General features: G+C 74.5%; 20 protein-coding genes. 15 read left to right on the forward strand and 5 right to left on the reverse strand.

Annotated elements, in window-relative coordinates:
- Positions 1 to 41: 41 nt before the first annotated feature.
- From BX286_RS04655 to BX286_RS04700, 10 genes are all read left to right on the forward strand, one after another.
- Positions 42 to 488 (forward strand): cupin domain-containing protein, encoded by a 447-nt coding sequence (locus BX286_RS04655; protein ID WP_079424045.1) that lies wholly within the window; start codon positions 42 to 44, stop codon positions 486 to 488.
- A complete protein-coding gene (locus BX286_RS04660) occupies positions 485 to 1,756 on the forward strand; it encodes a beta-ketoacyl synthase (protein ID WP_079424047.1) in 1,272 nt (423 codons plus the stop codon). The genes BX286_RS04655 and BX286_RS04660 overlap by 4 nt, the downstream gene beginning before the upstream one ends.
- A complete protein-coding gene (locus tag BX286_RS04665; protein WP_185117339.1) occupies positions 1,753 to 2,991 on the forward strand; it encodes a beta-ketoacyl synthase N-terminal-like domain-containing protein in 1,239 nt (412 codons plus the stop codon). Before BX286_RS04660 ends, BX286_RS04665 begins: the two co-directional genes overlap by 4 nt.
- Positions 2,992 to 3,074: 83 nt before the next feature.
- Positions 3,075 to 3,329, forward strand: a complete 255-nt coding sequence (locus BX286_RS04670) for an acyl carrier protein (protein ID WP_079424051.1) — start codon at positions 3,075 to 3,077, stop codon at positions 3,327 to 3,329.
- A gap of 1 nt (position 3,330) precedes the next feature.
- A complete protein-coding gene (locus BX286_RS04675; protein WP_079424053.1) occupies positions 3,331 to 3,810 on the forward strand; it encodes an SRPBCC family protein in 480 nt (159 codons plus the stop codon).
- 54 nt (positions 3,811 to 3,864) lie between these two features.
- A complete protein-coding gene (locus BX286_RS04680) occupies positions 3,865 to 4,197 on the forward strand; it encodes a TcmI family type II polyketide cyclase (protein ID WP_079424055.1) in 333 nt (110 codons plus the stop codon).
- 351 nt (positions 4,198 to 4,548) lie between these two features.
- The gene (locus tag BX286_RS04685; protein ID WP_237292599.1) at positions 4,549 to 6,612 is read left to right on the forward strand and encodes an RICIN domain-containing protein; all 2,064 of its coding nucleotides are present in this window, start codon (positions 4,549 to 4,551) and stop codon (positions 6,610 to 6,612) included.
- 85 nt (positions 6,613 to 6,697) lie between these two features.
- Positions 6,698 to 7,348: a hypothetical protein gene (locus BX286_RS36395; RefSeq protein WP_121014603.1), complete on the forward strand. Its 651-nt coding sequence runs from the start codon at positions 6,698 to 6,700 to the stop codon at positions 7,346 to 7,348.
- Between the two features lie 97 nt (positions 7,349 to 7,445).
- Positions 7,446 to 7,955: a mycothiol transferase gene (locus BX286_RS04695; RefSeq protein ID WP_121014604.1), complete on the forward strand. Its 510-nt coding sequence runs from the start codon at positions 7,446 to 7,448 to the stop codon at positions 7,953 to 7,955.
- A 108-nt stretch (positions 7,956 to 8,063) separates the two neighbouring features.
- Positions 8,064 to 8,804, forward strand: a complete 741-nt coding sequence (locus BX286_RS04700) for an SDR family NAD(P)-dependent oxidoreductase (RefSeq protein WP_121014605.1) — start codon at positions 8,064 to 8,066, stop codon at positions 8,802 to 8,804.
- A 10-nt stretch (positions 8,805 to 8,814) separates the two neighbouring features.
- Here the strand turns inward: BX286_RS04700 and BX286_RS04705 are convergent, their stop codons facing one another.
- Genes BX286_RS04705 through BX286_RS04715 form a run of 3 tightly spaced genes read right to left on the reverse strand, consistent with a single transcriptional unit; the run spans position 8,815 to position 11,548 of the window.
- Positions 8,815 to 9,642 (reverse strand): hypothetical protein, encoded by an 828-nt coding sequence (locus tag BX286_RS04705; RefSeq protein WP_121014606.1) that lies wholly within the window; start codon positions 9,640 to 9,642, stop codon positions 8,815 to 8,817.
- Positions 9,639 to 10,292, reverse strand: a complete 654-nt coding sequence (locus tag BX286_RS04710) for a response regulator transcription factor (RefSeq protein ID WP_079424065.1) — start codon at positions 10,290 to 10,292, stop codon at positions 9,639 to 9,641. Before BX286_RS04710 ends, BX286_RS04705 begins: the two co-directional genes overlap by 4 nt.
- Entirely contained in the window at positions 10,280 to 11,548 is a 1,269-nt protein-coding gene (locus BX286_RS04715) for a sensor histidine kinase (RefSeq protein WP_100864719.1), read from the reverse strand. Before BX286_RS04715 ends, BX286_RS04710 begins: the two co-directional genes overlap by 13 nt.
- A 177-nt stretch (positions 11,549 to 11,725) precedes the next feature.
- Between BX286_RS04715 and BX286_RS04720 the strand changes: the two genes are divergently transcribed.
- Complete coding sequence (locus BX286_RS04720) at positions 11,726 to 12,181, forward strand: hypothetical protein (RefSeq protein ID WP_079424069.1); 456 nt, start codon at positions 11,726 to 11,728, stop codon at positions 12,179 to 12,181.
- An 18-nt stretch (positions 12,182 to 12,199) separates the two neighbouring features.
- On the opposite strand, the gene BX286_RS04725 is transcribed toward BX286_RS04720, so the two are convergent.
- Complete coding sequence (locus BX286_RS04725; RefSeq protein WP_079424070.1) at positions 12,200 to 12,610, reverse strand: organic hydroperoxide resistance protein; 411 nt, start codon at positions 12,608 to 12,610, stop codon at positions 12,200 to 12,202.
- Positions 12,611 to 12,730: 120 nt separating this feature from the next.
- On the opposite strand from BX286_RS04725, the gene BX286_RS04730 reads away from it, so the two are divergent.
- Positions 12,731 to 13,225, forward strand: a complete 495-nt coding sequence (locus BX286_RS04730; protein ID WP_121014607.1) for a MarR family winged helix-turn-helix transcriptional regulator — start codon at positions 12,731 to 12,733, stop codon at positions 13,223 to 13,225.
- A 9-nt stretch (positions 13,226 to 13,234) separates the two neighbouring features.
- On the opposite strand, the gene BX286_RS04735 is transcribed toward BX286_RS04730, so the two are convergent.
- Complete coding sequence (locus BX286_RS04735) at positions 13,235 to 13,681, reverse strand: MarR family winged helix-turn-helix transcriptional regulator (RefSeq protein ID WP_079424074.1); 447 nt, start codon at positions 13,679 to 13,681, stop codon at positions 13,235 to 13,237.
- A gap of 169 nt (positions 13,682 to 13,850) precedes the next feature.
- Here BX286_RS04735 and BX286_RS04740 point away from each other — a divergent pair, with 169 nt between their 5' ends.
- From BX286_RS04740 to BX286_RS04750, 3 genes are all read left to right on the forward strand, one after another.
- Entirely contained in the window at positions 13,851 to 15,353 is a 1,503-nt protein-coding gene (locus tag BX286_RS04740) for an MFS transporter (RefSeq protein WP_079424076.1), read from the forward strand.
- A gap of 218 nt (positions 15,354 to 15,571) precedes the next feature.
- Entirely contained in the window at positions 15,572 to 16,429 is an 858-nt protein-coding gene (locus BX286_RS04745) for a DUF4132 domain-containing protein (protein WP_100864721.1), read from the forward strand.
- A complete protein-coding gene (locus BX286_RS04750) occupies positions 16,426 to 21,390 on the forward strand; it encodes a DNA-binding protein (RefSeq protein ID WP_261993359.1) in 4,965 nt (1,654 codons plus the stop codon). Before BX286_RS04745 ends, BX286_RS04750 begins: the two co-directional genes overlap by 4 nt.
- Positions 21,391 to 21,405 lie beyond the last annotated feature (15 nt).

Raw genomic sequence — 21,405 nt, forward strand, 5'->3', positions numbered from 1 at the left:
AGCCCGTGAGAGGGCTCCGGTCCGCCAGGAGGAAGTCCGCTGTGACCAAACATCACCCGCGCATCGTCGACCTCAGCGAGACCCAGCCCAACCGCAGGCGCGGAGGTGACCTGCGCGCCGTCCTCACCCCGACCTCGGTGGGCTCGACCAGCGGTTTCATGGGGCTGGCGGTGATGGCCCCGGGCGAGTCGATCGCGGAGCACTACCATCCGTACTCCGAGGAGTTCGTGTACGTGGTCGCCGGAACGCTCGAGGTCGACCTCGACGGGGAGACCCACCCGCTGCGCACGGACCAGGGGCTGCTGGTCCCGCTGAACATGCGCCACCGGTTCCGCAACGTCGGCGGCACCGAGGCACGGATGGTCTTCCACCTCGGTCCCCTCGCCCCCGATCCGAAGCTCGGGCACGTGGACACGGAGGAGGCCCCGAACCCGGACGCCACCGCCTGGGCGGAGCGCCCTCCGGAGCGGACGGGGGCCGTCTCGTGACCGGCCGGCGGGTGGCCGTCACGGGGGTGGGGGTGGTGGCCCCCGGCGGCATCGGCGCCCCCGCCTTCTGGGACCTGCTGTCCAACGGCCGTACGGCGACCAGGGGCATCACCCTCTTCGACCCGGACGGGTTCCGCTCCCGGATAGCCGCCGAGGTCGACTTCGACCCTTCCGAGCACGGTTTCACCGAGGACGAGGCGGCGCGGGCGGACCGGTACATCCAGTTCGCCCTGGTCGCGGCCCGCGAGGCGGTGGCCGACTCCGGCCTGGAGCTGGACGGCGAGAGCGCCTGGCGCACCGGCGTGTCCCTGGGCACGGCGGTCGGCGGCACCACCCGGCTGGAGCACGACTACGTGGACGTGAGCCAGCGGGGCGCGTGGTGGGACGTGGACCACCGCCTCTCCTCCCCCTTCCTGCACCGGGCCTTCACCCCCGCCACCCTCGCCTCGGCGGTGGCGGAGCAGACCGGGGCGCGCGGTCCCGTGCAGACCGTGTCCACCGGCTGCACCTCCGGGCTCGACGCCGTCGGGTACGCGGTGCACTCCATCCAGGAGGGCCGGATGGACGTCTGCATCGCGGGTGCCTCCGACTCCCCCGTCTCCCCCATCACCGTGGCCTGCTTCGACGCCATCAAGGCGACCTCGGCGAACAACGAGGACCCGGCGCACGCCTCGCGGCCCTTCGACGCCGACCGGGACGGTTTCGTCCTCGGCGAGGGCGGGGCCGTGCTGGTCCTGGAGGAGCTGGAGCGGGCGCGGGCCCGCGGCGCGCGGATCTACTGCGAGATCGGCGGCTACGCCACCTTCGGCAACGCCCACCACATGACCGGGCTGACCGCCGAGGGCCTGGAGATGGCCCGGGCGATCGAGACGGCGCTGGCCCAGGCCCGGGTCGACGCCCGGGAGATCGACTACGTCAACGCGCACGGCTCCGGCACCAAGCAGAACGACCGCCACGAGACGGCGGCCGTGAAGCGGGTGCTCGGGGACCACGCCTACAAGACGCCGATGACCTCCATCAAGTCCATGGTGGGGCACTCGCTCGGCGCCATCGGGGCGATCGAACTCGCGGCCTGCGTCCTGGCGATGACCCATCACGTGGTGCCGCCGACCGCGAACTACGAGACCCCCGACCCGGAATGCGACCTGGACTACGTGCCGCGCACCGCGCGCAGGCACACCCTGCGCAACGTGCTGTCGGTGGGGAGCGGCTTCGGCGGCTTCCAGTCCGCCGTGGTCCTGACCCAGCCCAAGGAGGTACGCGCGTGAAGAGCCGTACTGCCGGTCCCGTGGCGGCCGTCACCGGTATCGGGGTGGTCGCGCCGAACGGGATCGGCGCGGAGGCCTTCTGGAAGGCCACCCAGGCCGGGGCCAGCGTCCTGGACCGGGTGACCCGGCAGGGCTGCGAGCACCTTCCGGTGCGGGTGGCGGGCGAGGTGCGGGGTTTCGACCCGGGCTCGCTGGTGGAAGAGCGGTTCCTGGTCCAGACGGACCGCTTCAGCCACTACGCGCTGGCCGCGGCCGACCTCGCGCTGGAGCACGCCCGGCTGGGCCGGGCCGACTACGAGGACGACCCGTACGCGGTGGGCGTGGTGACGGCGGCCGGCTCGGGCGGCGGCGAGTTCGGGCAGCGCGAGCTGCAGCGGCTGTGGGGGCAGGGCCCCCGCTACGTCGGCCCGTACCAGTCGATCGCCTGGTTCTACGCGGCCAGCACCGGCCAGATCTCCATCCGGCGGGGGTTCAAGGGCCCGTGCGGGGTGGTGGCGAGCGACGAGGCGGGTGGGCTGGACGCCTTCGCGCACGCCGTACGGGCCATCCGGCAGGGCAGCCGGGCGATGCTCGTCGGCGCGACGGAGGCCCCTCTCGCCCCCTACTCGGTGGTCTGCCAGGTGGGGTACGAGGGGCTGAGCACCGCGGACGACCCGGAGCGCGCCTACCGCCCCTTCACGGCGAAGGCCTGCGGGTTCGTCCCGGCCGAGGGCGGTGCGATGTTCACCGTCGAGGAGGCGGCGACGGCCGCGCGGCGGGGGGCGCCCGTCCGGGCCCTGGTGGCCGGGCACTGCGCCACCTTCACCCCGCCGGGCCGCCCGGGCGACTCCGAAGGGCTGGCGCATGCCGTCCGCGGTGCGCTGCGGGAGGCGGGCTGCGCTCCGGAGGAGGTGGACGTGGTCTTCGCGGACGCCCTGGGCACGCCCGAGGCGGACGCGGCCGAGGCCGCGGCGCTGCGGTCGGCGCTGGGGGCCCACGGGTCGAAGGTGCCGGTGACGGCGCCCAAGTCCGGTACCGGGCGGGCGTACTGCGCGGCCGGGACCCTGGACGCGGCCGCCGCGGTCCTGGCGCTGGAGCACGGCGTCGTGCCGCCCACGCCGAACGTCTTCGACGTCTGCCACGACCTCGACGTGGTCACCGGCAGCGCCCGCGTCGCCCCCCTGCGGACCGCGCTCGTCCTGAGCCGCGGCCGGATGGGGTCCAACGCGGCACTCGTCCTGCGCAAGGGGCCTTGAGTCCGGCGCGCAGTGATCCGTACCCGGTTCCTCAGGGCCGCGCGGGCGACCGGCCGGCGCGGAAGCAGGAGAGAGAAGGCACGATGTCCGACCGACTGACCATGGAAGAGCTGGCGACCCTGATGAAGGGCGCCGGCATCACCGTCGACCCCGCCGAGCTGACGAGCCGTCCGGACTCGCGGTTCGACGACTACGGCCTGGATTCGCTGGGCCTGCTCGGGATCGTGGGCGAGCTGGAGAACCGGCGCGGCCGGGCGCTTCCCGCGGACGCCGACCGCTGCAAGAGCCCGCGCGAGTTCGTCGACCTCGTCAACAACAGCCTCATGACAGGAGCCTGAGATGCCCGGTCACACCGACAACGAGATCACCGTCAAGGCGCCCGTGGACGTCGTCTGGGACGTCACGAACGACCTGCCGAACTGGCCCGAGCTGTTCAGCGAGTACGCCTCCGTCGAGATCCTGGAGCAGGCGGGGAACACCACCCGGTTCCGCCTGGCCATGCACCCCGACGAGAACGGGGTGGTGTGGAGCTGGGTCTCGGAGCGGACGGTGGACCGCGCGGGGCTCACGGTGAAGGCGCGCCGGGTGGAGACCGGCCCGTTCGCGCACATGAACATCCACTGGGAGTACGGCGAGGTGCCGGGCGGGACCCGGATGCGGTGGGTGCAGGACTTCGCGATGAAGCCGGACGCGCCGATCGACGACGCGGGGATGACCGACCGCATCAACAAGAACTCCAAGATCCAGATGGAGTTGATCCGGGACAAGATCGAGCGGGCGCACCGGGCGAAGGCCAAGTCGCCGGCGGGCCGGCCCTGATCCCCCCTCCCCCGCGTCGTCCCCCTCCCCGCCCCACCCGAAAGGCGACCCTCGATGCACCAAGCCCTCATCGTGGCCCGGATGGCGCCCGGTTCCGCGCCCGACATCGCCCGCCTGTTCGCCGCCTCGGACGCCGGCGAGCTGCCGCACCTGGTCGGCGTCCGGCGGCGCAGCCTCTTCCAGTTCGGGGAGGTGTACATGCACCTGGTCGAGTGCGACAGCGATCCCGGTCCGGCCATCGCGAAGGTCGTCGGGCACCCGGAGTTCCGTGACCTGAGCGACCGGCTCCAGGCGTACGTCAGCCCGCACGACCCGGAGACCTGGCGGAGCCCCAAGGACGCGATGGCCCACCGCTTCTACCTCTGGGAGCGGGACGCCGCCCGGTAGTCCGTACGGGTGCCCAAGCCTGCGCCGCTCCGCCGGGCGGCCTGGGCACCCACGGCCTGTGACGGGAGGAATTCGGCAGGTAGTTTTTGAATGAATACCTGACTGAATTGCCGTCAACAAGGTTCCACCTGTTATCTCGATTTTATAACGACCTCCCTTTATTGGCCTGGACCTTTTCCGCGCGACGCGCGTAACTCCCCTATTTTCAAAGCAACTTGACAGTTCATCAAATCCGGCCCGAAGGTAACGGATAGATTTCCCGGGCCCGGCTCCCGTTTGTCCGAATTCTCCACGGCGCTCGTCTGGCACGCTTCTGCGCACCCACTCCCCTGACCAGGACTTGAGGTGCGCATGACAGCACGACCCAAGGGCCGGCGCCGCCGGACCGACCAACGCCGCACACCGCGGAAGCTGATACTCCTGACCGCCGCGGCGGCGTCGGCGGCGCTGCTCGCGGGCGGTCTCGCCTACTCCCGCCTCGCCCCCGACGCCGGGGCGAGCACCCCCGCACTGGCCGGAGCCCCGGCCGCCGCCGCGGAGCCGGCCGCCGCACCGGCCCGCGACCAGGACCCGGCCCCGCTCGCGCAGAAGCCCGCGAACGAGGACGCCAAGGGCATGGTCTACGACGGCCTCGACACCGCCCCCAAGGGCGACCGCTGCGCCGGCGTCTACCGCACCCAGTCCGGCCTGTGCACCCACGGCCCCGACGCCCCGCCCAAGGGCGTCGACGTCAAGGCCGATGTCCCGCCCGTGGTCAACTCCAAGGCCGCGGCGGCCGATCCGGCCGCCCCCGCCTCCGCCGACCCGGCCGCCACGGACGGCGGCGGGCGTCCTCAGGACGCGCCCGCCGCCGACGCCCGCAGCCTCGCGCCGAGCGCCAAGGCCCCGGCCGCGCCGTCCGGCGGCCAGGCGGTCGCCACCGGCCCGGCCGGACAGACCGTCCAGTGCGACGGCGACGGCAGCACCGGCAACCGCATCCAGGTCGTCTACGCGCACGGCCCCGGCCGCGACCGCTACGCCGAGTACGCGGCCTCGTTCCGCAAGTGGGCCGTGGACGCCGACATGATCTACGCGGCCAGCGCCAAGGAGACCGGCGGCATCCGCCACATCCGCTACGTGACGGCCGCCGACTGCACCCCGTCGGTACTGGACATCGAGCTCCCGGACTCCGCGCTCGCGGAGTTCAGCGCCACCAACAACGCGCTGGCCGGCAAGGGGCTGAACCGTCGCGACCGCAAGTACATGATCTTCGCGGACACCCAGGTCTACTGCGGCATCGGCACCTTCAACGGCGACGAGCGCCACGGCCAGGACAACCTCAGCAACTTCGGCCCCTCCTACGGCCGTACCGACTCCGGCTGCTGGGGCGGCCACACCGCCGCGCACGAACTCGGCCACAACCTGGGCGCGGTCAACAACAGCGCGCCCAACACCAGCCGGGGCGCGCACTGCACGGACGAGTACGACGTCATGTGCTACTCGGACACGCCGTACTACCCGCAGATGCGCTACGTCTGCAACAACCAGGCGAAGGAGAACATCCTCGACTGCAACCACGACGACTACTTCCACACCAGCCCGCAGCCCGGCAGCTACCTGGCCACGCACTGGAACATCGCCGACAACCAGTTCCTGATGCGCACGGAGGGCGGGGACGGCACCGACCCGAACCCGGGGCCCTCCCCGAAGCCCACGCCTTCGCCCACCAAGAAGCCCTCGGGCGGACCGGTGGTGACGGCCGGACAGATCCAGCCGGACTCCGTGGTCCTGAGCTGGCCCCAGGTCGAGGGGGCCGCCTGGTACCAGGTCCTGCTCGACGACAGGCACCTGACGTGGGTCCAGTCCACCTCCCTGCGCGTCTACAACCTCCGCCCCGGCACCGCGTACACGGCGGCCGTCTCGGTCCGCGACACCTCGGGCCGTGACAGCGGCCCCGGCAAGGCCACGTCCTTCCGCACGGCCGACTCCGGCGGCGGCGCCACGACCACCCCGGGCACCCGCTACGTGCTCGGCAACGGCAGCAGCGGCATGGCCGCCGAACTGTGGGGCGGCCGCACCGCCGACGGGACGGTCCTGGTCGGCGGCCGGTCCAACGGCTACGCGCAGCAGCAGTGGTACTTCGACGACGCCGGCAGCGGCCTCGTGCGGATCCGCTCGGCGGTCTCCGGCAAGTGCCTGCAGCCCGGCGGTGCCCCGGCCGCGGGGATGTGGATCGCGCAGCAGCCCTGCGCGGCCGGCTCGGCCGCGCAGCGGTGGAAGCTCTCCTCGCGCGACGGCGCGGTGACCGTCTCCGACCCGAGCGGCGGGTTCGCCCTCGCGGTGAGCAACCGGCCCTATTACGGGGACTGGCTGCTCGAACTCCAGCGCGCGGACGGCCGTCCGGCGCAGGTCTGGACGGCCCGCAAGGCCGCCTGACCCCGACGACCGGCGGGCGGCCCTACTCCCCTAGGGCCGCCCGCCTTCCGTACCCCCTCCCGCACTCCACCTCATCTGGAGCACCGTGAGCACTCCGAGCACCGCCCCGGCCCGTATCCGGCGCGCCGCCCTGCCAACCCTGACCGCGCACGCCCTCACCGCCCTGGCCCTGACCGCCGTCGCCGTCGTCGTCACGGCCGGGCCCGCCGAGGCCCACGGCGACACCCTGAACGTGGTGATCACCGGGGAGCGGGCCGGGCACGTCACCGCCGACGTCACCTGGGAGAACGACGGGGACGCCGTCGAGGAGGCCGTGGCCGCCACCGTGAACGCCGTCAGCGCCGACGGCAGCCGAACCGAGGGCCCCTGGAAGCTGGTGCGCGATCCCGGCCGTGCGGCGGGCTGGACCACGGCCGAGACGCTTCCGGCCGGCACCTGGACGGTCACCGTGGAGGCGGGCTTCCCCTCCCTGGGCCGCGCCCGCAAGGAGATCGGCGTCCCGGTGACCGACCCGGCGCCCGCCCCCGCCTCCTCCGCACCCGCCTCCCCCACGGCCCCGCCTCCGGTGGTCGCGGCGGGCCCGCCCGCCCCCTCCGCCCCGCCCGCCTCCACGGCTTCGGCGGATCCGGCGCCGGGCGGCGTCTCCACCGGCTGGTGGACCACCGCCGGCGTGGCCGGGATCGCCCTGCTGGGCGCGGCGGCCGGGATCCTCCTGCGCCGCGCCCGCCGCCGCTGACGGAGTGTCGCCCCGCCCGGCAGGGCGGGGCCTTGCATGGTGGTTCCGGCAGCGGATCGCCACGGACACCGCTACGGACTACGGCTGGGGACGGCACATGAAGGCCACGGAGGTACTCGCGGACGGCTTCGGGCGGATCCGGGAGGTGGTCCACGAGACGGTGGGCGGGCTCACGGCCGAGCAGCTCAACGCCCGCCCCGACCCGGAGGCGAACTCGATCGCCTGGCTCGTGTGGCACCTGACCCGGATCCAGGACGACCACGTGGCCGGCGCCGCGGGGCAGGACCAGCTCTGGCGGTCCGCCGGCTGGGCCAACCGCTTCGCCCTGCCGCTGCCCGTCGCCGACCACGGCTACGGGCACACGGCGAAGCAGGCCGGGAGCGTCCGCGTCGACTCGGCCGAACTGCTGCTGGACTACTACGACGCCGTGCACGGGGCCTCCCTGCGCTTCGTCCGCGCTCTGGCCGCCGCCGACCTGGAGCGGATCGTCGACGAACGCTGGGACCCTCCGGTCACCCTCGGGGTCCGCCTCGTGAGCGTCCTGGCCGACGACCTCCAGCACGCGGGCCAGGCGGCCTACGTACGGGGGCTGCTGGAGCGACGCTGAGCCAGGGGCCCCGGCATGCTCCGTATTACGGAAAACACTTTCCGCGATGCGATAGGTTGTGGCTCCGGTGCGGCCCCGCACCGCTGACCCGCAGCTGGAGGAGAGAAGATGAGCGAGAGTCGCGTCGCCCTGGTCACCGGTTCTTCCTCGGGGATCGGAGCCGCCGTCGCCGAGCGGCTGGCCGCCGAGGGGATACGTGTGGTCGTCAACTCCGCGCGCAGCGCGGAAGCCGGCAAGGAGCTCGCCGCGCGGCTCCCGGACGCCGTGTACGTACAGGGGGACGTCTCCGACGCCGAGGACGCGCGGCGGATCGTGCGGACCGCGATCGAGGCCTGCGGCCGGCTGGACATCCTCGTCAACAACGCGGGCGTGACCCGCTTCATCCCGCTCGGCGACCTGGAGGCCGCCGACGCGGCGGCGTGGCGGGAGATCTTCGACGTCAACGTGATCGGGGCCTGGCAGATGATCACCGCGGCCGTCCCGCACCTGCGCGAGTCCGGTGCGGGCTGCGTCGTCAACATCTCCTCGGTGTCCGCGACCCGGGCCCTGGGGAGTTCGGTCCCCTACGCCGTGAGCAAGGCCGCCGTCAACCACATGACCCGGCTGCTCGCCTCGCAGCTGGGCCCGTCGGTCCGCGTCAACGCCGTGGCACCCGGGCTGATCGACACCCCCTGGTACGAGGGCGCCGAGGAGGTCTGGGAGAGCTCCCGCGAGTGGATCACCGAGAACACCCCGCTGCGCCGGGTGGGCACGCCCCGGGACGTGGCGGAGGCGACGCTGTACCTGGTGGACGCCGCCTACACGACGGGGGACGTGCTCACGGTCGACGGCGGGCGGCACATCGTCTGACCGGCGCGGATCAGGGTGACGCGGCGCGGGAGACCGCGCTCGCGTGGCCGGCCTCCGCGTCCAGGTCCAGGATGCGGCCGGCCGAGGGGTCGCGCAGGGCGTCCTCGGTCTCGCAACGGCCCGCGCCCGCCCGGCAGGTGACGCGGTAGCGGGTGGCCGTCGGGAGGGTGATCTCCAGACGGCCCGCGCCGACGTGGCCGGCGACCCGGTCCGGCGGGGCCGCGAAGGCGAGCTTCGCGTGACCGGAGTCGGCGCGGACGTCGGCCTGGGCGACGGCCAGCCCGGAGGCGTCCAGGGTGCCCGAGCCGACCCGGGCCCGCAGGGGGCCGCGCAGAGCGGCGAGGACCAGGGCGCCCGATCCCATGTCGGCGTCGACGGTGCCGGCGAGGCCGCTGACGGTGACCCGGCCGGAGCCGCCGGAGACCCTGACCGGCATCCCGGTGGGCACGGTCACCGCGAGACGGACCGAGCACCCGGTGCCGCTGGTGATCCCGAAGTCGCCCTCGGGGCAGCGCGGGGTCAGCTTCAGGGTGTCGCCGAGCCAGCTCTCCTCGACGGCCGGCTTGCTCCAGGACCAGGTCATGTCGGCCCGGTAACCGACCGCCCCGTCCCCGCGCGGGGTGATCGTCACGTCCGACTCGCCGCCGACGACCTCCAGCGCGCCCACGGTCCGCCCGGCACTGCCGCCTGTCACCGTGGCGCTCTGCGCGCCGACGTCCGCCCGTACCTGCCAGCCGGCCGCCGCCACCACGAGGACGGCGCTCAGCGCCGCGGCCGTGTACCAGGCCAGGCGCGGTCCGCTCCCGGCGCCGGCGGCCGGGCCGTTGGGGCCGCTCACGAGGCACCGTCCAGGAACCGCAGGACGGCGAGGACCCGCCGGTGGGCCTCCGCGGCCGGGGGCAGGTCGAGCTTGGCGAAGATGTTGTTGATGTGCTTGGCCACAGCGCTCTCGCTCACCACGAGCCCGTCCGCGATCCCCGCGTTGGAGCGGCCCTCGGCCATCAGGGCCAGGACCTCGCGCTCGCGCGGGGTGAGCCGCTCCAGGGGGTCCGGTCCGCCGCGCCTGAGCAGCAGCTGGGCCACGACCTGCGGGTCGAGGGCGGTGCCGCCGGCCGCGACGCGGCGCAGGGCGTCGATGAACTCCTCGACGTCGGCGACGCGCTGCTTGAGCAGATAGCCGATGCCCGCGCCGCTCCGGGAGGACAGCAGGTCGGCCGCGTAGCGCTCCTCCACGAACTGGGAGAGCAGCAGCACGGCCGTGCCCGGGCTCTGACTGCGGATCATCAGGGCGGCCCGGACGCCCTCGTCGGTGAATCCGGGCGGCATCCGGACGTCGACGAGGGCGAGGTCGGGCCGGTGCTCCTCGACGGCGGCGAGCAGTCCCTCGGCGTCGCCGGTCTCGGCGGCCACCTCGAATCCGGCCATTTCCAGGACTTTGACAAGACCTATGCGCAGGAGGACGGAGTCCTCGGCGATCACAGCCCGCACGGCAGCTCCACGGTGACGACGGTCGGGCCCCCTTCGGGGCTGTTGATCAGAATGGTTCCGTCGACCGACCCTACGCGTTTGCGCAGGCCGGTCAGGCCGGTGCCGCCGGCCGGGTCCGCGCCGCCCACCCCGTCGTCGGTGACGACGACGCGCAGCAGGTCGCCGCGGCGGCCGCCCGGGACCCGGGCGACGGTGACCGAACAGCGGTCGGCGCGGGCGTGCTTGGCGACGTTGGCAAGGGCCTCGGAGACGACGAAGTAGGCGACGGCCTCGATGGTGGGGCCGGGACGTTCGGCGAGGTCCACGGTGAGTTCGACGGGCAGCGGGGCGCGGGCGGCGATCCCGGAGAGCGCGGCGTCGAGGCCGCGGTCCTCCAGGACGGCCGGGTGCAGGCCCCGTACGAGGTTGCTGAGTTCCTCGATGGCCTCCTTCGCCTCGCGGTGGGCCTCGTCGATGACGGCCTTGGCCTCGGGCGGGAGTCCGGGGAGGGTGGCACGGGCGATGCCGAGGTTCATGGCGAGGGAGACGAGGCGCTGTTGCGCGCCGTCGTGGAGGTCGCGTTCGATGCGGCGGCGTTCGATGTCGGCTGCGTCGAGCACTCCGGCACGGCTCTCGGCGAGGTCCTCGACGCGCCGCTGGAGCTCGCGGGCCCGGTTGGGGCCGAGGAGGGAGGCGGCGGCGAGGGCGTCGAGCCGGGTCAGGAGCGCGGCCATCCAGGGTGCGGCGAGCAGCACGAGGACGCCGCCGGCGGTGAGGAGGTCGTACTGGCGGGTCCAGCCGAAGTCGGGGAGTTCGCCGTCGGAGGGGAGCATCCAGACCCAGGCGTACGCGGAGGCCGCGGCCAGGCCGCCGGCCCAGGTGAGCACGAGCGCGGCTGCGCCGAGGGCGGCGAGCGGGCTGACGGCGAGGTGGTAGGCGTACTGGCGCCGGGTGGCTTCGGAGCGCAGCCGTTCGGCCAGTCCGCGGACGGTCCGCCAGGGGTGGGTGTGGACGACGGGCGGCACGTCGAGTCCGAGCAGGACCCGGAAGCGGCTGCGCTGGAGCCCGGTCAGCAGCGGGCAGAGCAGGAGGGCGAGCAGGAGCGGGAGGCCGCTGCGGGCGGGGGTCGCGGTCAGCAGGAGGAATCCGGTGGCGACCGGCAGCGCGGGCGGGATCGCCGCGACGCTGAAAGCCGTGTTGCGCCAGGCCCAGGCCGACCACGGGGTGTGCCCCGCGATCCAGGTGTACGAGCGCTTCAGCGCGCTCCAAGTTGCCATACCCGTACGGTAATCGCACAGGTCAGGGTGGCCGCCACCCCCCTGGTGCCCGGTGGGGGGTGTAGCTGGTGCCACCCCCGGTTCGGACGATGGGGCTAGTGATCGTGAGGGCGCGGGCGGACACAGTGGTGGTGTGCCCGGCGGACGGACCGCCGGCCCGGAAGGAGACCCGCCGCCATGGCCCTCGCCGCCCCGCAGTTCCAGGTCCGCCGCCCCGCCGCCGCCCTGCGCACGGCGGCCGGCCGGCCGCGGTCCGGGTGGGCGGGCCGGGGGCTGCCCCGCCCCGCGACGGTGTTCACCGGGTGCGGGCTGGCGCTGCTGCCGTGGATGGTGGTGCTGGCGCAGACGATGCCGCGGACGGCCGGGGTGTCCCACTGGTCCACCGCCTGGATAGGCCTGGACGCGATGCTCGCGGCCGGGCTGACGGGGACGGGCCTGCTGCTGCGCACGGGCGATCCGCGGGTGGCGCCGGTGGCGGCGGCGACGGCGGCGCTGCTGGCGATGGACGCCTGGTTCGACGTCACGACCTCTCTGGGGACCGGCGAGCAGGGGCTGGCGCTGCTGCTGGCGGCCGGGGCGGAGCTGCCGCTGGCGGTGGCCTGCGCGGTGGTGGCCGCGCGGCGCACCGCCTGAGCGGCTCGGGCGGGCCGGTTACTCGATGACGAGCTCGACGGGGATGTTGCCGCGGGTGGCCTTGGAGTACGGGCAGACCTCGTGCGCCTGCTTGACGAGCAGGGCGCCGGTCTCGCCCTCCAGGGACTCGGGGAGCTCGATGCGCAGGGTGACGGCGAGGCCGAAGCCGGTCGCGTCCTGGCCGATGGAGGCCTCGGCGGTGACGGAGATGTCACCGGTGTCCACCTTGGCCTGACGGCCGACCAGGCCCAGCGCGCTGGCGAAGCAGGCGGCGTACCCGGCGGCGAAGAGCTGCTCGGGGTTGGTGCCCTGGCCGTTGCCGCCGAGCGCCGGGGGCATGGCGAGCGCGAGGTCGATCTGGCCGTCGGAGCTGACGGCGCGGCCCTCGCGGCCGTTGGCGGTGGCGACGGCGGTGTACAGCGCGTCCATCGGGAGGTCCTTTCAGAGGGGCGGGGCGGCCGGCGGCCGGCCCTCGACCACAAATAGAGCACACAATTCAGTTGTGCACAACTCAATCGCTTACAAGGCGGCTCGGGTAGACTGGCGCCCATGACGGAGCAGCCCATGACCGAGCCCGGCGACACCCTCCGCGACCAGGACTTCCTCCGCCTCGACGGGCAGATCTGCTTCGCGCTGGGCGCCGCGAACCGCGCCTTCGGCGGGCTCTACCGGGTCATCCTCAAGGACCTGGAGCTGACCTACCCCCAGTACCTGGTGATGCTGGTGCTCTGGGAGCACGGGACGATGCCGGTCAAGCAGCTGGGGCAGCACCTGCGGCTCGACTCCGGCACCCTCTCCCCCCTGCTCAAGCGGCTGGAGGCGGCCGGACTGGTCCGCCGCGAGCGCAGCACGCAGGACGAGCGGTCCGTGCACGCGGTGCTCACGGAGCGGGGCGCGGCCCTGCGGGAGCGCGCCGCGGAGGTGCCGCGCAGGATCGCGCGGGCCACCGGGTTCGAGCTCGCCGAGATCCGCGAGCTGCAAGAACGCCTGGGCCGCCTGACGGCCGCCCTGGACGCGGCCGTGGACTCCGTCGCCCAGGACTGAGCCGCGGCCTCAGGCCTCCGGCCGGCGCTCCATCGCCGGGCGCAGGCGCTCCAGCAGGGCGTAGAGGGTCGCACCCTCCGTCTCGTCCAGGGTGTCCAGCGCCCCGTGCGTGGCCTGCATCTCCTCGCGCACCCGCCGCATGGTCTCGCGGCCCTCGTCGGTCGCGACGACGTTCTTGACCCGGCGGTCCCTCGGCTCGGGCTCGCGCCGCACCAGCCCGCGCGCCTCCAGCCGGTCCACGATCCCCGTGACGTTCGAGGCGTCACAGGCGAGCAGGGAGGCCAGGCCGCGCATGGGCACCGGGCCGTCGAGCTGGGCCAGGACCTTGGCCTGGGTGGAGGTCAGCCCGTACCGGGCGGCCGCGGCGGCGAAGTCCCGCCACTGGGCCGTGCCGATGGCGGCGAGCAGTTCCAGCAGTTCCAGCTTGGCGGGGCGGTGCGTCGCGGTGGTGCTCATGGCTCGGACCCTACTCGAGGATCGTTGACATTATCAACCTTTTACTTGACCACCTTAAGCATCTCTGGCTACCTTCGGGGAAGTACTTGATGACATGAAACATCTGCGTCCTCAAACAACCGGGCGCAGGATTCCGAAGCACCGAAGCACTGAGAAGGTCCCCGCAGCCATGAGCTCCGCCGCATCCGCCCCCGCAGAAGGCAGGAGCAGGAACGAGACGGTCATCGTCTTCGCCCTGAGCCTCGCCGCCATGGTCGTGTCGATGATGCAGACCCTGCCCGTACCGATCCTGGGCCTGATCCGCAACGACCTCGGCACCACCACCGCCAACGTCAGCTGGGTGACCACCGCCACCCTGCTGTCCGCCGCGGTCTTCACCCCGCTGCTCGGCCGCTTCGGCGACCAGCACGGCAAGAAGCCCACCCTGGTGGCCGTCCTCGGCGTGATGGTCGCGGGTTCCGTGGTCGCGGCGCTCGCGAGCTCGCTGCCCCTGCTGATCCTGGGCCGGGTGCTCCAGGGCTCCGCCACCGCCATCTTCCCGCTGGCCCTCTCCGTCCTGCGCGAGGAGGTCCGCCCGCAGAAGCTGCCCGGCGCGATGGCGCTGGTCAGCGGCACCCTCGCGTTCGGCAGCGGCCTGGCGCTGGTCGCCACCGGCCTGCTGACCTCCGGCGAGAACGCCGACTACCGCAACGCCTTCTGGATGGCCACCGGCTTCGCCACGCTGGCCCTGCTCGCCGTCGTCTTCCTGGTCCCGGCGACCCGTCACAAGACCGGCGGCCGCACCGACTTCCTCGGGGCGCTGACCCTCGGCATCGCCCTGCTGCTGCTCCTGCTGCCCATCTCCCAGGGCCACGAGTGGGGCTGGTCCTCCGCCCGCACCCTGGGCAGCTTCGCCGGCGCCGCCGTCATGACGGCCGTCTGGGTCCTGGTCGAGCGCAAGGTCGCCGAACCGCTCGTCGACATGAAGATGTTCGTGCACCGCCCGGTGCTGATGGCCAACCTGGCCGGCATCCTCGTCGGGTTCGGCATGTTCGCGAACTTCCTCGGCGTCTCCTACCTGGTCCAGATGCCGCAGAAGCTCACCGGCTACGGCTTCGACGCCTCCATCCTGCGCGCCTCCGTCCAGTTCCTGCTGCCCGGCGCCATCGTCTCCCTGCTCGCCTCCCCCGTGGGCGGCCAGCTGGTGCGCCACCGCGGGCCGCGCCTGGCCCTCGCCGTCGCCGCCGCGCTCGGCGCCGCCGGCTTCGGGTGGCTGGCTCTCGACCACGGCCACACCGCCTCCGTGATCGGCGCGGGCGTCGTCGTCGGCGCGGCCGTCAGCTTCGGCTACGCGGCCATGCCCGCGGTGATCATGTCGAGCGTCCCGCACCACCAGAGCGGCATCGCCAACGGCATCAACTCCATCTCCCGCTCCACCGGCAGCGCGATCGGCAGCGCCATCGTCACCACGATCCTGGCGTCCAAGACGATCGAGCACCTTCCCAAGGGAGTTCCACCGCTGCCCGCCGAGTCCGGGTTCACCCTCACCTTCTGGATCGGTGCCGCCGCGTTCGCGCTGGTCGCCGTTATCAGCTGGCTAGGGCTGCGCTCCGGCCACGGCCCGCGCGTCGTCGGAGGGGCCGCCGCCAGCGCCGCTCCGCAGAAGGCCGCGGAGACCGCCTCCGCCCGCTGACCCCCCTACGCCCCGCCCGCTGACCCCGGTCCCGCACGGACCGGGGGCAGCGGCGTTTCCGGCCCGGAACGCCACTCGGCGACGGGGGGGTGCACACCCGCGGCGAGGCGTTGTCAGTGGGGCTCGCTAGTCTCCCGACATACCACAGCCCAGCAGGCGTTGAAGCCTTCCTCCGGGCTGCGCAAGACGGTTTCCGGACAGGCGGAGGGGCACGGCTGATGGCTTGGCTGGCGTTGGACGAGGGGTACGAGGTCTCCCTCGTGGAAGGGCGGGTCGCCGTACGGCGGCCCGCGGGGCGGCAGTTGAAGACGGTCCCCAAGGCGCTGCGCGACCACCCCGAGGTGGACCGGCTGCGCCGGCTCGCCGAATGGCTCGACCGGCACGAGGCCGCCTGCGTGGCCCAGGTGGACGCCTGGATGGTCTCCTCGCTGCCCGTGCCCACCGCCCTCCTGGCCCGGGTCTGGCGCGACGAGGCCTGGCAGGCCGCCCTGCGCGACCTGGCCGTCGTCGGTGACGCCGACCCCGACGAGGTGGGCTTCCTGCGCGACGCCACCGACGCCGGCGAGCTCAAGGTGGTCAACCTCGACGGCGAGACCGTACGCCTCTCCCCGTGCACGGTGACCCTGCCGCACCCGGTGCTGCTGCCCGACCTGGACGACGTACGGGAGTTCGCGGCCGAGCTGGACATCACCCAGCGCGTGGAGCAGATCCACCGGGCGACCTGGACCCGGCCCGAGGAGGTCAAGGCCTCCGCCACCGAGGTACGGGACTACGCGGGCGGCAAGTTCCCCTCCCGGTTCAGCCTCGCGGCCCGCGCCACCGGCCTCGGCTACCGCGTCTCCGGCGGCTACGCCACCTGCCGGGTCCGCGACACCGGGCGGGCGGTGGAGGCGGCCGTGTGGATCGGCGAGCCCTACTGGGAGGACGAGTCGGAGACCGGCGCCCTGAGCTGGCACGACGAGGAGGGCCGGGCCGTCCGGCTCGGCGAGGTCGGACCGGTGGCCTGGTCCGAGGGGATGCGGATGGCCGCGGCGCTGTACGCCGGGCGCAAGATCGAGGAGGGCGGGAACGCATGAGCACCGACACCACCGAGGCACTGGCCGGTACGGACACCGGCGAGGGGAGCACGAGCGCCGGACTCCTCGCCGCCGGCGCGGTCCTGCCCGCCGGCACCGCCGACGCGGGCCCCGGGGCCGTCCCGCTGACCGCCCGGACGTACCGTCACCCGGCGCTCGGGGACGAGCGGGTCGTCGTCCGGCTGGCCGCGGCCGAGCTGGGCGCCGCCGAAGACCTCGCCGCGGGCTTCCTGGGCCTGATACCGGACGCCGAGCCCGCCGTCGTCGGCCTCGGCCGCCGGCAGGCGCTCGGCTTCCCCGAGTGGGTGCTCGTGCACCACCCCGACGACGGGCACCACGCCCTCGCCCTGGTCCCGGAGCTGGACCGGCTGGCCCGGCAGGCGAAGACCAAGCCCAAAGCCGCCCTCGACGCCTGCACCGAGATCGCCGAGCGGCTCGCCGCCTCCCTCCCGCACTTCCTGCCCGTCTTCCACGAGCAGGCCGCGCGCGTCTTCCTCGCCGTCGAGAACACCACGTACGCGGCCCAGCTGTTCGGCCGGGCCCGGGCCGCCGAGGCCCGCTACGGCCTGGCCGTCGACGAGGACCGCCTCGACGCCGTCTTCCTGGAGTTCGCCCTGGCCGGCGCCCTGCCGGTGAAGGTGCTCACCGGCTACGGCAAGGAGCTCGCCCAGCGGGTCTCCCCCGCCGAGGCCTTCACCCGCTTCCGCCGCCTGTGCGTCCGCCGCACCTCGGGCGGGCTCCCGCCGTCCGCGCAGGCCACGACCGAGCTGCGGCGCCTGGCCCGAGCGGCCGGGCTGAAGGGCAACCTGCCCGAGCAGGAATACCTGGCCGAGCTGCTGCCGCTGCCCGCCACCCTGCGGGCGGCGGCCGGCTGGTGGAAGTCCCACCGCGCCGCGCTCATCGCCCTGGCCCGGCGGGTGCCGTCCGTACGGGGTACCCTGCTCGGCATGGTGCCGGGCGGTACCGGTGAGGCGGGCGAACTGTCCGTGATGTGGCTGGAGGTGCTGGAGGAGTCCGGCGCCACCGCCGGACTGGCCGACGACACCGTGCCCGAGGAGCAGCGCTCCCCCGACGGCACCGCGGGCTGGCTGGAGCGCTTCCAGACCGCCCGGTACGCCGGCTGGGGCAACCCGCCCGCCGTGCCGGCCCTGCTGGAGCTCGTCACCCGCTGCGCCGGCCGGCTGCGCGCCGAACTGGCCCTGCCGGGCCGCGAGCAGGGCCTGCGCCTGGGCCTCCAGGACGTGAACCTGCTCGACCTGCTGCTCTCCCTCGGGCTTCCGGTCGCCGACCCCGAGGACGGCCCCCGGGCCCTGATGGGCCTGGAGGAGTGGAACCGGTCCGCCGAGCCGCGCGACCTGGTGGCGCTGTGCGCCGACGAGCGGCTGCGCCCCGCCTTCCTGCGCACCCTCAACCGGTTCAACAGCCACATGTCGGGCGGCCGCGAGACCGTGCGCCGGCTCGCCGTCACCCCCGGCAGCAGCCCGCTGATCGCCGAGTGGGTCCGCGAGGTGGCCGCCGAGTCCACGGCCTCGGCCCTGCCCGACCTGCCCGAGGCGATCCGCCGGCTGACCTGGCTGCCCGCCGAAGCCCTGGCGCTGGCCCCGGAGGAGGTGGGCAGGGCCGCCGCCGCCGACCTGGGCAAGGTCCTCGCCCGCACCCTGCGCGGCGGCCTGTTCGAGGAACTGGTCTGGCCGGCCTGGGAGAGCGCCGTCCGCGAGCTGACGCCCGGCCGCGGCCGCGGCCACCTGACCGTGATGGACGCCTGGCCGTACGTCATCGTCGCCAACTCCACGCAGGTGCGGGTCCTCGACGCCGACTCCACCGTGCTCACGCACGACCTGCGGGTACCCTCCGGCAACCACCGCCAGACCGGCTTCCACTACACCGACGGCGACCTGCTCGTCTTCTGGGCCACCTACAACGGCCCCGTCGAGGGCTATTGGCTGAGCGCCCCCGACGACGTGCTCACCCTGGACTCCTCGGCCACGTACTGGCAGATGCGCTCCGGGCACGCCTCGCTGCCGCTGGCCGGCGGCGGCCGCACCACCGGCCTCGGCGTGCTGCACCGCGGCGACAGCCGGATCCCGGCCGAACGGCCCGTCATCTCCGACGGGACCTCGTACTGGGCCTGGGACGGCGACGGCGAGCCCGGCGGCCGGGGCTGGGCCGAGTACGACCCTGCCACCGGGGCGACGGGACGTCGCTCGATGCCGGCCTTCCTCTCCGAAGCCCTGCGCGACCACCCCGGCGGCAGCAGCCTGCCCGACAACGTCGGCCAGAACTGGCTGCGGCCGGCGCCCGCCGTCGAGGGCTCCGTCCTGGGCACCTCCGAAGACGGCCTGCTGGGCTGGCGCGCCGTGCGCGTGCCCGGCCGGGGCTGGCACGGCTCCGACACCACCGGCGGCCGGGTCACCGTCCCCGAGGGCGGCGCCAGGCCGGAAGCGGCGGTCCGCCTGCCCGGCGACGAGCGGCCCCGCGCCGTGACGAGCGACTGGCGGACCCTGTCCCTGCGCGACCCCGAGGGAGCCGTCACCGCCCGGGTCACGGCGAGCCACCACGGCGCCCCGCTCGCCGCCGGCGGCGCGGAACTCCCGCCGCTCACCCACTGGTACTGCCTGCGCCCCCGCGACCCCGAGGGCTCGGCGGCGCTGCGCGCACTGGACGGCGCGGCCGCCGGAGCGCTGCTGAAGGCGGCCGGGGAGGCGGAGAAGCGCGAGGAGCTGCCCGCGCTGGTGCGCTCCGCCCTGCCCGCGGTCGGCGAGCCCGTGCTGATCGCCGGGGTGGTCGACGCGGTCCGCGCCGCGCTGGTCCAGCGCAAGGCCCTGGCCGGGGTCGCGCAGTCGCTGGCCGGCCGCCCGGCGGCCCCGCCGCGGCCGCGCGCCGTGCGCGGACCCTCCGACCAGCTGCTCGACGCCGCCCTGCACGGGCTGACGGGCAACCCCTACCACCGCTACCTCGGCGGGGACCTCGACGCGACGTTCGTGCTGCTGCGGACGCTGGGGACGGCCGTCGCCGACACCGCCGCCGAGGCGGTGCCCGGACGGCTGCACGTGGACCTGCCGAAGCTGGCGCAGTCCTCGTTCCCCTGGGCGGGGCTGCTCCTGGAGGCACCCGCCGCGGTCGCGTACCGCGCGGTCGTCACCGGCACCACCGAGGAGCAGCGGGCCGACCTGTGCCGGGCGCTGTCCGAGGTGGAGGCGCTCGGCCTGGCCTCGGCCGAGACCTCCGCCGCCCGGTGGCGGCGCCTGACGGTACGGATCGACACCGGCCACCTGCTGGGCGCCGACGGCCGGGAGCGGGGCAAGGGCGGCCGGCACCGCGCGGTGGTGCCGCTCGGCGGCGGGGCGGTGCTCGCGCTGAACGAGCAGACCCGGGAGTACGAGCGGGCGCGCGAGTTCGACGCGCTGCTGCACGACCCGGCCGGCGCCTTCGCGGTGCCCGCGCCCTACACCGGCGCCGGCGAGGCGGTGACGGTCGGCGACCGCGAGCGCGGGGCCGGCTGGCTGGCGGCGTTCCTGAAGGAGGCCACCGAGCGCGGCCCGGCGCCGTGGTTCCCGGAGGCGGCCGAGGAGTTCGGCCGGCTGACCGGCGTGTCGGCGGCCATGGCCCGTCTGGTGCTGGCGGGGCTGCCGTACGTGGACACCCACGACCGCAATTTCCTGCCCGCCGAGCTGCGCGGGGTCCTCGGGGTCAAGGCCGCGGACGCGGCGCCCGCCCGCAACGACCTCCGGGACCTCTCCCCCGAGGTGCGGCGCGAGCTGGTCGCGGCACTGCTGCCCGCCGACCCGGCGCGGCTGTGGACGCACGGACCGGACGCGGAGGCCGCCGCGCGGGTGTGGAACCGGCGCGCGGGCCGCCGTACGCCGGTGCCCGAGTGGCTGCTCGCCGACGCCGCCAAGGAGGTCCGCCCGGCGTGGTCGGCGCACCGGGCGCTGCCCGCGCTGCTGGACGCGGCGGCGTCCCCGGTGCTGTCCGCCGACACCGCCTGGACCGTCAAGGGGAACCGCGCCGAGCCCGTGGTCCCGGGCGGGCACCCCTTCGACACGGCCGTGCTCACGGCGTCGGTGGGCTTCGCGGCCTGGCTCGCGCACCGGCTGCCCGCCGGGCACCCCGTACGGTCCTGCCTGCCGCCGGCGCTGACGGCCGTACGGCAGCGGCTGGCCTCGCCGGACCTGCTGCTGAGCGTCGGGCACTACGTGAGCCTGCCCGACTTCCGCAAGGCGGCCGGCACCCCGACCGAGACCGCGGAGGGGTACGAGCGGTACGGCGCGGTGGTACTGCCCACGCACGGCGGCCACCCCCTGCCCGCGCTGCGCACGGCGCTGCTGGACTCGACCGGGTCCGACCCGTACCTGCCGCTGCTGCGCGGCACCGAACAGCTGCCCTCCTCGGCGGAGACGGCGCTGCGCCTGGCCCACGACCCGGGCTTCGCGGCGCTGCTCGCCGACCCGGGGGCGCCGGTGGCGGGCGCGGTGGACGTGGAGGGCACCTGGTGGCCGCAGGACCCGGGCCGCAGCGTCCCGGAGCTGGTGGCGGAGGTGTCCGCGGAGTACGGGCTCGGCGCGGACGCGGCCGTCCTGTACCTGGCGCTGCTCGCGATGCCCGACCCGACCGACCGGAACACGGCCCGCTGGACGGGCTGGAAGCCGGCCCGGCTGAAGGCCGCCCGCGCGGAGCTGGCCGCCACGGACCTGGTGGTGTCGGCCACCCGCGGCCGGGCCGGGCGCTCCCTGTTCCTGCCCGGCCCGTGGGCCGAGCCGGACTCGCCCGCGCTGCCCGTCGAGCAGTGGAAGCTGCCGATGTACGGCGTGGCTCCGGGCGGCCGGCCGGTGCTGGGCCTGCTGGTGCCCGCCGAGCCGGCCGCGGAGCTGTACCGCCGGGCGTGGGCGCGGGTCCGCGAGGGCGACGTGCCGCGCTTCGAGGAGCTCAAGGTGAAGCGCACCACGGGCCGGCGGCGCTGAGCCGCCGCCCGTGAC

The organism is Streptomyces sp. 3211.6, from assembly GCF_003634815.1.
Taxonomy (GTDB): Bacteria; Actinomycetota; Actinomycetes; order Streptomycetales; family Streptomycetaceae; genus Streptomyces; species Streptomyces katrae_A.